This window comes from Microvirga sp. HBU67558 (assembly GCF_018069605.1).
In the GTDB taxonomy this organism is placed as follows: domain Bacteria; phylum Pseudomonadota; class Alphaproteobacteria; order Rhizobiales; family Beijerinckiaceae; genus Microvirga; species Microvirga terrae.
Window position 1 is genome coordinate 1 of the sequence record NZ_JAGPUP010000199.1, and the last position, 462, is coordinate 462.

General features: G+C 63.0%; 1 protein-coding gene. It reads left to right on the plus strand.

Translation table 11 applies throughout. The annotated features are described in order from the left end of the window. A partial coding sequence (locus KBI52_RS00825) for a hypothetical protein (RefSeq protein WP_210804785.1) occupies positions 1-462 on the plus strand: 462 nt, incomplete at both ends.

Consider the following 462-nt stretch of genomic DNA (forward strand, 5'->3'; position numbering starts at 1 on the left):
GAACGATGGCAACGACACCATCGAGCAGGAAGCGATCTCCGCTCTTTGGGGCCTGCTGGAGCTCGCCACCGCTCAGGTCGCGAACGGCGGACTGCGTTTGGCCGAGCCGACCTTGATGGGACTGTGCACGGTCCTCATCGAGCACCGTCTTGACGATCAAGCTGCTGATTATGTTGCCGCCGCCGACAGCTCCGGGAGCCCGAGGGCATTATTCGAATTGCGCGCCTACGCGGCTCTTTCCGATGAGCGCCGTCGGGTAATCCATGATGCGATCGTGCAACGGCTGGCGCCCTTTCATACTCCCGAGACATCCTGGGTTTCCGGCAATCCGCGCGGCCAGTGGGCGGCCCATCGGAACATCAGTACCTCTGAGCGGGTCGATATCAGCGGCCCGGCAACCGTTTATGTGTGCTGCCCGACCCGACACGGCCAGCATGCCGCGGCCTACAATCTCCTGACACG